The organism is Rhodobacter sp. SGA-6-6 (assembly GCF_011043545.1).
Classification (GTDB): domain Bacteria; phylum Pseudomonadota; class Alphaproteobacteria; order Rhodobacterales; family Rhodobacteraceae; genus Pseudogemmobacter.
Genome location: NZ_JAAKGP010000038.1, coordinates 1 through 3,023 on the forward strand (window position 1 = coordinate 1; position 3,023 = coordinate 3,023).

Genomic DNA, 3,023 nt, shown 5'->3' on the forward strand with positions numbered 1-3,023 from the left:
CGCGGCATGTCCACGGTGCGCCTGCCCGGCGTCACCCTGACCGACGAGGAGTTCCTCGAATTGGGATGGGGCATCAGGGAAAGCGCCGACGATCCCGCCGACGCGCCGCCCCTGCGCGTCCAGCTTTCCGCGCGGCAGGTCAGCCGCCACGAGGCGGCGCTGACGTGGCCGACGATCTATCTGGTGGGTGCGGGGTTGCAGGGAAGCGCCCGGATGGTCGGGCTGTGGGCCGCCTGCAAGGCGTATCGCAGGCCGTTCAGCAAGGCCATCGAGGGGCGGGGCGTCTCGCGCCCGGCGGCCTATGCGTTGCGGGATCGCGGCCTGTCGATCATCTCACAAGGGCTGGCCCGGGATCGGGTGCCGGTGGAGATCGACTAGGCTGCCGAAATCGTCCCGGGCGTGACCTTCGCCCCGCGCCCCGCGCCCCGCGTCCCGCTGGACTGACCGCTCGCTCTGCCCGGTCTTCGCGGCGGTGTCGGCGGTGAAGCGGTCGGGGTTGATCAAGTCGCCAACTTGGCGACTTGATTTCCGATCACCACCATGCACCGTCTCCGGGTGCAGGGCCTCGTAGGCTTCCTTCCGGCGCTTGCTCAAAACCGTCAAGCGGAACCCGTCTGCAATGCATCGATGATAGTGGGGAGGTATTTTCGCACCTGCTCTCTGTCGCTCTCCTTTTCCTTTTCGGAGAGTTTGGCGTAGGGCGTTCCCATCTGTCTTCCCCATTTCAGCACAAGCTCGGCTGGAATGAGCAAGCTTCCATCAGACTGCCGAGTTCCCTTGCTATGCATATATCTTTGCCAGTGGGACCAGCGCTCATGCTCGATATCAGCCAAGTCTTCTACAGCGGCCTCTAGGGCCGCAATTACATGTTCTCGTTGCATGAAACACTCATATTAAATCCTTCTCCGCCAAGCGCCTGTAATGTTCGCCAAGGGCGGTCAATCGCACTGTCTTTGACTCCATGGCCGCATGCCACATATGAGGAGCACCCTCAGGGACTAGCAAACCAACTCGATTATACTTCTGCAAAATAGCGAAAATAGCATTGTGATCAGGGTCGGGGGCAGGGATGCTCTGCGGGTCGATAGACCAAGAATCGTGACGTTCCGGTTCAAAGGTTGGGTCCAACTGCATTTGATGTCCAGCGGTTGGGAAAAGCTCGGAAATCCGCCGAAGTTCAGCGAGTTCCAAAGCCGGACTTACTTTTCGCAACGATACAAATCGTTTTACATTGGTCTTAAAGACAGGGCGCTGCGCCCATGGGCCTAGCGATTGATCCACATGCGCGTAGACACCGCCCGGAGTGACCTCACCGACAAGATTTGCTGCGGCTCCACCTAGGGCATCCACAAGAAGCGAAGTAAAGACACCGGCACCATTTTCTTCACTGGCATATTGTTCAGCAGTGGATGCCGTCAGAATTGTTACTCCATCGCTGATCTCGGCGACCTTCTGTTGAAGCGGATGTCCACCGGCCACGCCGCTGTGACAGCTATCGAGAACTATTACACGATTGGCGATCTTCGATTGGTTCGCCATTGTCATGATGTCAGCTAGAGAAACGCCGTCATTGCCTGTCTTCACTTCTGAAGAGCAAAGATATCCGCCTGTTGCTTCGATATGTCCGTGCCCTGCGAAGTAGAGCAATGATACCTCACCATCGCCAGCAAAAAGCTCCTCGATTGCTCCGCGCAGATCGTCGCGTGTAACCGTATCCTTCGGTCCAGTTGCTGTAAGGTGCCTGACGCCGAAATTCACCGATCCGTCCGCGTGACGGTCAAGCATAGATTTAACTGCAAATGAGTCGTTCACGCAGCCGCATAGCGGGGGTGCATTGTCGTAATAATCAACGCCGATGATGAGTGCTTTTCGCATTATAGTATATCAATCCAGTTGCCGACATTATCCCAAGTCCAAACCATCGTTTTCAGACCTTCGATATTCGTGCGATCATCTTTGTAACACCACATGCCGCGAACAGGTTTGCCCTCTTCCCTTGCGCATTTAATTTCCCACTTCTGGCCGCTCGATGTAAGGGAATTATTGCTGACAAGAACAAGAACCCCATCTGATCTTCGAATGCGCGTCCGCACACGATCCTTCCAACCCTCATCATACGGTTCTTTTACTGACATATCGATGTATTCAAAGGGTGAGCGGGTAATGAGTGACTGAGCCTTAAGGAAGTCACGGCAACGCTCATCTTCAATCGCAAATGCAACAAATACGGTCTTCTTATCAGCCATCTGACGCTCCCAGCGATTCGGTCCATAGGCAAGAATTCTACACTCGTCCTCGGCGATTTAGTGAGCTTTTACTTGCCGCTCGTGATCGGTAGCCGCCGGGGGGGCGATCATCTCGTGTTTGAGGGCGGCGCGGGTCGGCTCCTCGCCCCGCGCAACCATGTCGTCCAAGGCCCGTTGCGTTGCACCCGGATCGGCCTTCTCGCGGTCCCGGCGCTTGCGGAAGTTATGGATGTCCTTGTGCGAGAGGCCGAGGTCGGGGGCGCTTGGCGCTTCCAAGGCGGAAGCGCTACGCCCCTGATTTGCTGCCCGAACGTCGCCTCTATCCTGCGCCGCGTCATATTCTTCGGCGAGGCGGAACTCGGCCCTTGCCCGGATGGCGAGGGCATTGGCCTGTGCCCGGTGGACATCGGCGATCAGGCTGTCATGGGCTTGCTTGGCCTTCGCCATTCGGCTGGCGATCTTGGCGGCGTCATAGGCAACGCGGGCAAGGTCGCGAGCCTCAAGCATCTCGGCGCTTGACCGTGCGCCTTCGTGGTCTCGGCCAACCTCCACCGCCGCCACCTCACGGAAAGCCAGCGGGCGGTGGTCGCCGGGAAGCTGGAGAACATGCGGCAGGGCGCGAGGACGGACTTGGAACCTCGGGCAAATTTGCCCGAGGTCTCCTCCGCCCAAGCCGCCGACCTTTTGAACGTATCCGAGCGGTCGGTGAAGTCCGCCCGCCGGGTCATCGAGCAGGCCGCGCCCGAGGTCATTGAGGCGGTCGAGCGCGGCGACCTG

Annotated in this window: 4 protein-coding genes and 1 pseudogene; 1 reads left to right on the forward strand and 4 read right to left on the reverse strand. The window is 58.5% G+C overall.

What is annotated here, in order from left to right; translation table 11 throughout:
* Positions 1-378: pseudogene (locus G5B31_RS20695) on the forward strand (hypothetical protein); the annotation flags it as partial.
* A gap of 221 nt (positions 379-599) precedes the next feature.
* On the opposite strand, the gene G5B31_RS20700 reads toward G5B31_RS20695, so the two are convergent.
* The 4 genes from G5B31_RS20700 to G5B31_RS20715 form a co-directional block, all read right to left on the reverse strand.
* Positions 600-881 carry a hypothetical protein gene (locus G5B31_RS20700; protein WP_165020083.1) on the reverse strand — a complete coding sequence of 94 codons (282 nt, stop codon included), beginning with the start codon at positions 879-881 and terminating at the stop codon, positions 600-602.
* 7 nt (positions 882-888) lie between these two features.
* Positions 889-1,875, reverse strand: a complete 987-nt coding sequence (locus G5B31_RS20705) for a caspase family protein (RefSeq protein WP_165020084.1) — start codon at positions 1,873-1,875, stop codon at positions 889-891.
* The gene (locus tag G5B31_RS20710; RefSeq protein WP_165020085.1) at positions 1,875-2,246 is read right to left on the reverse strand and encodes a TIR domain-containing protein; all 372 of its coding nucleotides are present in this window, start codon (positions 2,244-2,246) and stop codon (positions 1,875-1,877) included. Before G5B31_RS20710 ends, G5B31_RS20705 begins: the two co-directional genes overlap by 1 nt.
* 57 nt (positions 2,247-2,303) lie before the next feature.
* A partial coding sequence (locus G5B31_RS20715; protein WP_205912054.1) for a hypothetical protein occupies positions 2,304-3,023 on the reverse strand: 720 nt, incomplete at its 5' end.

What these genes read in the sequence shown, in the direction of transcription:
- G5B31_RS20700 (WP_165020083.1), bottom strand. Translation starts at nt 881, where the DNA reads ATGCAACGAGAACATGTAATTGCGGCCCTAGAGGCCGCTGTAGAAGAC.
- G5B31_RS20710 (WP_165020085.1), bottom strand. Translation starts at nt 2,246, where the DNA reads ATGGCTGATAAGAAGACCGTATTTGTTGCATTTGCGATTGAAGATGAG.
- G5B31_RS20705 (WP_165020084.1), bottom strand. Translation starts at nt 1,875, where the DNA reads ATGCGAAAAGCACTCATCATCGGCGTTGATTATTACGACAATGCACCC.